A 7453-nucleotide genomic window follows, 5' to 3' on the forward strand; every position below is an offset into this window, starting at 1 on the left:
TCTATGGGCGTTTTCCGCAAATGAAAACTCTATGGGCGTTTTCCGCAAATGAAAACGCCACTGCACGCCCTTTCGGGATACCTAGGAACGGGAGAAATGCTCTAGCTCTGCCCTCACATCACGAACATCAGGACGTCTTGTGTGTTGAGAGGAAGATCTGGAAACAGGTGGCCGTTCCCTTGGCTCCGAAGTGGCTTCGGAAGGTAAGCGCGCCATCATGTTTTTCGACGATGCCGCGGCTGATCCACAGGCCGAGACCGGTGCCCTTGGTTGATTTGGTGGTGTAGAAGGGTTCGAAGAGACGCCGTGCATCTTCCGGTCGTATGCCACAACCGCTATCCGTAATGCTGACCACGATTCCCGGCAGGTATTCGCCGCGGCGGATGGCATTCCTCACCCGGATGCGGAGACGCCCTCCCTGGGGCATCGCCTGGATTGCGTTGGCAATCAAGTTCATGAACACCTGCTTGAGCTCTCCTGGGAAGCCGTGCACCTCACCCGCAACCTTGTACTGCGTCTCCAGCCGGATGTTATTCGAGACCAGGTTGGCGTGCTGCAACTCGAGAACGTCTTTCAGCAGATCACTAAGCTGTAACGGCACGGCGATCTGTGACTCGCGGTAGAAGCTGAGCGTCTGCTTGGTGATGTGCGAGACACGCGCCAGTTCCTGCTCGGCGAGTTGGGCATAGTAGCGTGCCTCCTGATCAAGCGAAGGATGGTTCTGCAGCAGGAAGAAGGCATTCGTAATCGCAGCGAGAGGATTATTGATCTCGTGAGCCACGATACCTGCGAGTTTGCCCATGGCTGCCAAACGATCGTTGCGCCGCAACGCCTCTTCCGCCTGGAGTTGTGCGGTGATATCGCGATTAATCTCGAGCACCATTCCACCGCTCATCGTCAGCGCCTGACGACTGGCGACGACGACTTCACGGCCATCCTTACAGCGGTGCACCAGATCGCCATCCCATCGGCTGTGCACCCGGAGCGCCTCCCGCATGTTTTCAAGACTGACGGGCCACCTGGTAGCAAGAAGGGCATGTGCGTTCTGTCCGATGGCTTCCTCACGGCTCCAGCCATAGAGAGCTTCAGCGCCCGCATTCCAGAAATGGATGCTACCCCACCAGTCGCGCACCATAATGGCCTCGGAGGCCAGCTCCAGCAGTTCCGCGCGTTCCCGGAGTGTCTCTTCCATGCGTTTCTGCTCGGTGATATCGAAGAATGCGCCGACAGCGCCGCGAACCTGCCCGGCTTCATCGAAAAGCGGAGACGCGCTCGCCAGAAGTGATTTCGCGAGGCCACCATTGCGGCGAAGCTCCAGCTCCGTGAGTCCGGTGGGCTGCATGGTGCGCAACGAGGTCTGCACCGGCATCTCCTCTGCATCCAATTGCCTTCCATGCTGGTAGGCGGTATAGCCCGCGGTTGCGAAGGCCTGATCGATCGGCTTGTCGGCGCTATCCAGACTGAGAATCTCACGCAGGGCCGCGTTGGTGGTGATTTCGTCGCCCTCGGGGCTCTGGGCTACGGCAACACCGACCGGCAGAACCTTCATGATAGATTCCAGCTCGGCGACGCGTTCCTGTAGCTGCGCATTGAGTGAACGTAGTGCCTCGCTGCGTTCGGCAACGCGAGCCTCCAGCTCGCGGTTCAACTGCTGCAGTTGGCGCGTGGTGCGGTGCAGCTCGGCGAAGACACTGACCTTTGCCCGCAGAACATCTGGCACCACCGGCACCGAGATGTAGTCCACAGCACCGCTCTGGTAGGCGCGAATGCGATCGACATCAGTAAGGTGTACGGCGGAGACGAAGATGATGGGCGTCATCTGGAACCGCGGATGCTGCCGCATCATATCGGCCAATTCGAAGCCGTCCATCTCTGGCATGCTGACGTCCAGAAGAACCACGGCCACGTCGAGCTTCAGAAGGCAGTCCAGGGCTTCGCGCGCAGACGTCGCTTTGACCAGCGCCTCCCCCAGATCGCGCAGGATGACCTCATAGCTGAGCAGCTTTCCGGGCTGGTCGTCCACCATCAGAATGGTGACCGGGGTCTTTCCTGTCTGCGGCTGAACCTGCACTTGGCCCTCTGCCGGAAGCGGTACGTCCGGGATAGTTTTTGGAGCGTCGATTTGAGCTGCCACGTTCATATCAGCGATGAAGCCACGTTCTTAGTCCGGAAAGCAGCTGGTCCGTATTAACCGGCTTTGCCATGTAATCAGAAGCTCCGGCTTCGAGGCACTTCTCGCGATCTCCCTTCATAGCCTTGGCGGTCAAAGCGATGATGGGCAGCCGGTGAAACTCAGGATTCTGCCGGATCACCTGCATGGTCTCATAACCATCCATCTCCGGCATCATGATATCCATCAGCACGATGGATATATCAGGTGTTTTTGCGAGTGTTTCGATAGCTTCACGCCCGGTTCCGGCGGTAAGCACCACCATCCCGCGCCGTTCGAGCACGCTGCTGAGCGCGAAGATATTCCGGACATCGTCATCCACCACCAGCACCTTAGTCCCGACCAGCGCCTCATCGGACTGATGCAGGCGGTCGAGCATCCGCTGCTTCTCCACCGGCAGATCGCTGACGACACGATGCAGGAAAAGGGCGGTCTCGTCCAGAAGGCGCTCGGGAGACTCGACGTCTTTCACAACAACGCTGCGGGCGAGCGTATGCAGGCGGGCATCCTCTTCTGGAGACAAATCCTTTCCGGTGAAGACCACGACGGGAAGCTCGTGCAGTCTCTCGATCTCATGGATCTTTTCAAGGACCTCGAAACCGGTCATATCCGGAAGGCGAAGGTCAAGGACAACGCAATCGAAGTTGTCCCGTTCGAGAGCGGCAAGGGCGGAGGCTCCACTGTCGGTGATCTCCACATCGATGTCGTCGTGCCCCAGCAGTGCACAGATGCTGGTCTGCTCAGCCGGGTTGTCTTCGACGATCAGCAGCTTCTTCCTGCGGGGCGTCGAAAACTCCTTGATACGTGCGATGGCATGCGCCAGACCTTCGGCGGTCGTGGGCTTGGTGACATAGGAAAATGCGCCACGCGAAAGGCCATGGTGCCAGTCCTCGTCCTGGGTAAGCATCTGGACAGGAATGTGACGGGTGAGTGGGTCCTGCTTCAGATGATTCAGGACGGCCCAGCCCAGCATATCGGGGAGGAAGACGTCGAGAGAGACAGCGGTGGGACGAAACTCGCGGGCGAAGGCCAGGGCCTCTGATCCGCGCATTGCCACCAGCACCTTGAAGCCCTTATCGCGCGCCATATCGCAGAGGATACGGGCAAAGTGGGGGTCGTCCTCCACGATAAGCAGCGTGGGATCGCCTGGCTCGACGTTCCCGCGGTCGTCTTCCACGCGATCGACAATCTGCTCCGCGGCCGCGGCGGGAAGAGTGAGATTGATGGCGTAGTGGGTAGCCGGCGTGCGCTCAGGATAAGAGACAACAGTCGCCGTCGGCCCGACATAGGTCTGCGGGATATAGAGGGTGAAGGTGCTGCCCTCACGGGGGATGCTGCGAAGCTGAATCTCGCCGCCGAGCAGGCTTGCGAGCTCACGGCTGATGGCCAGGCCGAGTCCGGTGCCGCCGTACTTACGGCTGGTGCCGGCATCCGCCTGCTGGAAGGCCTCGAAGATAATACGTTGCTTCTCCTGCGGAATACCGATACCGGTGTCGGTCACCTCAAAGGCGATGACGTTGCCGGCGCCGTTCAGGATGGGATGTCCGTCGCTCCATCCCGAGGCAACCGGGGAGACCTTGAGCTTCACGCTTCCCTTCTCCGTGAACTTSAMCGCATTGGAGAGCAGGTTCTTCAACACCTGCTGCAGGCGCTTGGAGTCGGTAACCAGGCTGCGCGGCAGACGGGAATCAGCGTCGATCTCGAAGCTGAGTCGACGGTTCTCCGCTTCATGTCGGAAGGGCCGAGCGAGGGCTTCGAGCAAGGTGCCAAAGAAGAGCTCTTCGGCTTCGACGGAGACCGTTCCGGACTCGATCTTCGAGAGGTCGAGGATATCGCTGATCAGGTTCAGCAGATCCGTTCCGGCGCCGTGAATCGTCCGTGCAAACTCCACCTGCTTCGGTGTGAGATTGCCGTCCGGGTTGTCGGTCAATTGCTGGCCGAGGACCAGAATACTGTTCAGCGGCGTGCGCAGCTCGTGCGACATGTTTGCCAGGAACTCTGACTTGTACTTCGAAGTAAGCGCCAGCTCCTTGGCCTTGTCTTCCAAAGCGCGGCGAGCCTGCTCGATCTCCTGGTTCTTGCGTTCCACTTCCGCATTCTGTTCGGCAAGCTGTTGTGCCTTCTGCGCGAGCTGCTCATTCGTAGTCTGCAACTCGGTCTGCTGCGTCTGCAGCTCGGTTGCAAGCTGCTGCGACTGTTTCAACAGACCTTCTGTCTGCATGGTCGCCTCGATACTGTTCAGCACGATACCGATGCTGGCGGTGAGCTGTTCGAGGAAGGCCATGTGCGAAGCAGTGAAATAGTGCAGCGTGCCGAGCTCGATGACGGCCTTCACACGGCCTTCAAAGAGCACCGGAAGAACGATGACATTGCGCGGTACGGCTTCAAACAGTCCGGAGCGGATCGGCAACGTTCCCGGTGGAAGATCGTGAATCAGCAGACGGCGCTTCTCGAGCGCGCACTGCCCAATGAGTCCCTCGCCAAGAAGGATGCGTTCCTGATGTGCTTCCGGCGTGCCGGAGTAGGCCGAGAGCAGCACCATCGTCCGCGCATCTTCCTCATCCATCTGATAGATGAGTCCCTGCTGCGCGGCCACCAGCGGAACCAGCTCAGAGAGCAGCAAGCGGCCCACGGTTGCCAGATCGCGCTGGCCCTGAAGCATGCCGGTAAAGCGGGCAAGGTTCGTCTTCAGCCAGTCCTGTTCGTTGTTACGGTCGGTGGTGAGACGAAGGTTATCAATCATCGTGTTGATGTTGTCCTTCAGCTCGGCCACCTCACCACGCGCCTCCACCTGAATCGACCGGGTAAGGTCACCTTTGGTCACGGCGGTGGCAACCTCTGCGATAGCACGCACCTGGTTGGTCAGGTTGTCGGCCAGCAGGTTCACATTGCCGGTGAGATCTTTCCACGTTCCGGAAGCTCCGGGCACATTCGCCTGTCCACCGAGACGGCCTTCTACACCGACTTCACGCGCGACCGTGGTCACCTGGTCGGCAAAGATGGCCAGTGTGCCGGTCATGTTGTTGATGGTCTCGGCCAGCGCGGCCACTTCGCCCTTGGCGTTTACCGTCAGCTTCTGCGTCAGGTCACCGTTGGCGACGGCCGTCACTACCTTCACAATGCCGCGCACCTGTTCGGTGAGGTTGTAGGCCATGACGTTGACGTTGTCGGTAAGGTCTTTCCACGTACCGGCGACACCCTGCACCTCGGCCTGGCCGCCCAGCTTACCGTCGGTACCGACTTCACGCGCCACACGCGTTACTTCGCCGGCGAAGGCGTTGAGCTGATCCACCATGGTGTTGATGGTGTTCTTCAGCTCGAGGATTTCGCCCTTCACATCCACCGTGATCTTGCGGGAGAGGTCGCCGCGGGCGACGGCCGTCGTCACTTCGGCGATATTACGCACCTGACCGGTAAGATTACCGGCCATGGCGTTGACCGAGTCCGTAAGATCCTTCCAGGTACCGGCAACACCGGGCACGTTCGCCTGACCGCCAAGACGGCCTTCGGTACCGACCTCACGCGCAACACGCGTAACTTCGGCAGCGAACGAGCGGAGCTGCTCGACCATGGTGTTCAGCGTTTCTTTGAGCTGCAGAATTTCGCCGCGTACGTCTACGGTGATCTTCTTCGAGAGGTCGCCCGTCGCAATGGCTGTCGCCACTTCGGCGATGTTACGCACCTGACCCGTAAGGTTCGAGGCCATGAAGTTGACGTTGTCGGTAAGATCTTTCCACGTTCCGGCGACACCAGGCACCTCAGCCTGACCGCCAAGCTTACCGTCCGTACCCACTTCACGCGCCACACGCGTAACTTCGGCAGCAAAGGCGTTGAGCTGATCCACCATCGTGTTGATGGTGTTCTTCAGCTCGAGGATTTCGCCCTTCACGTCTACCGTGATCTTGCGTGAGAGGTCGCCACGAGCGACGGCCGTCGTCACTTCGGCGATGTTACGCACCTGGCCGGTAAGATTACCGGCCATGGAGTTCACTGAGTCAGTAAGATCCTTCCACGTTCCCGCAACACCGGGCACATTGGCCTGGCCGCCAAGACGGCCTTCGGTACCGACTTCGCGGGCCACACGCGTTACTTCACCGGCGAAGGCGTTGAGCTGATCCACCATCGTGTTGATGGTCTCTTTCAGCAGCAAGATCTCGCCGCGCACGTCCACCGTAATCTTCTTCGACAAGTCGCCGTTCGCGATGGCTGTTGATACTTCGGCGATGTTACGCACCTGGCCCGTCAAGTTGGAGGCCATGGAGTTTACCGAGTCGGTAAGATCCTTCCACGTTCCGGCCACACCAGGCACCTCGGCCTGTCCGCCCAGCTTGCCGTCCGTACCTACTTCGCGGGCGACACGCGTCACTTCGGAAGCGAAGGAGCGGAGCTGATCCACCATGGTGTTCAGCGTTTCTTTCAACTGCAGAATCTCACCGCGTACGTCTACCGTGATCTTGCGGGAGAGGTCGCCACGGGCCACGGCAGTAGCAACTTCGGCGATGTTACGGACCTGGCCCGTAAGGTTCGAGGCCATGAAGTTTACGTTGTCGGTAAGGTCCTTCCAGGTTCCGGCAACACCAGGCACAGCCGCCTGTCCGCCCAGCTTACCTTCTGTACCCACTTCGCGGGCAACACGTGTTACTTCGCCGGCGAAGGCGTTGAGCTGATCCACCATCGTGTTGATGGTGTTCTTCAGCTCGAGGATCTCGCCCTTCACGTCCACTGTGATCTTGCGCGAGAGATCTCCGCCCGCCACAGCCGTAGTCACTTCAGCGATGTTACGGACCTGGGCCGTCAGGTTGCCGGCCATGGMGTTTACYGAGTCGGTAAGATCCTTCCAGGTTCCGGCCACACCAGGCACCTCSGCCTGGCCGCCCAGCTTACCGTCGGTRCCKACTTCGCGCGCCACACGCGTTACTTCGCCGGCGAACCGGTTGAGCTGGTCCACCATGGTGTTCAGCGTCTCTTTGAGCTGCAGGATCTCGCCGCGCACGTCTACCGTGATCTTGCGGGAGAGGTCACCGTTGGCGATAGCTGTTGCGACCTCGGCGATATTACGCACCTGACCCGTCAGGTTCGAGGCCATGAAGTTTACGTTGTCGGTAAGGTCCTTCCAGGTTCCGCCCACACCAGGCACCTGCGCCTGGCCGCCGAGTTTGCCTTCGGTACCGACCTCGCGGGCAACACGCGTTACTTCGCCGGCGAAGGCGTTGAGCTGGTCCACCATGGTGTTAATGGTGTCTTTGAGTTCGAGAATCTCGCCCTTCACGTCTACCGTGATCT

2 protein-coding genes are annotated in these 7453 nt (G+C 59.7%); both read right to left on the minus strand.

Annotation, left to right across the window (positions count from 1 at the left end; all coding sequences use genetic code 11):
- Nucleotides 1–127 precede the first annotated feature (127 nt).
- On the minus strand, nucleotides 128–2134 hold the full coding sequence (locus AB4043_RS08095; protein WP_442300488.1) for a hybrid sensor histidine kinase/response regulator: 2007 nt from the start codon (nucleotides 2132–2134) through the stop codon (nucleotides 128–130).
- Nucleotides 2135–2141: 7 nt separating this feature from the next.
- Nucleotides 2142–7439, minus strand: coding sequence for a HAMP domain-containing protein (locus AB4043_RS08100; protein ID WP_442306826.1), 5298 nt, complete (start codon nucleotides 7437–7439; stop codon nucleotides 2142–2144).
- Nucleotides 7440–7453: the final 14 nt, after the last annotated feature.

This window comes from Terriglobus sp. YAF25 (genome assembly GCF_052113305.1).
Lineage (GTDB): Bacteria > Acidobacteriota > Terriglobia > Terriglobales > Acidobacteriaceae > Terriglobus.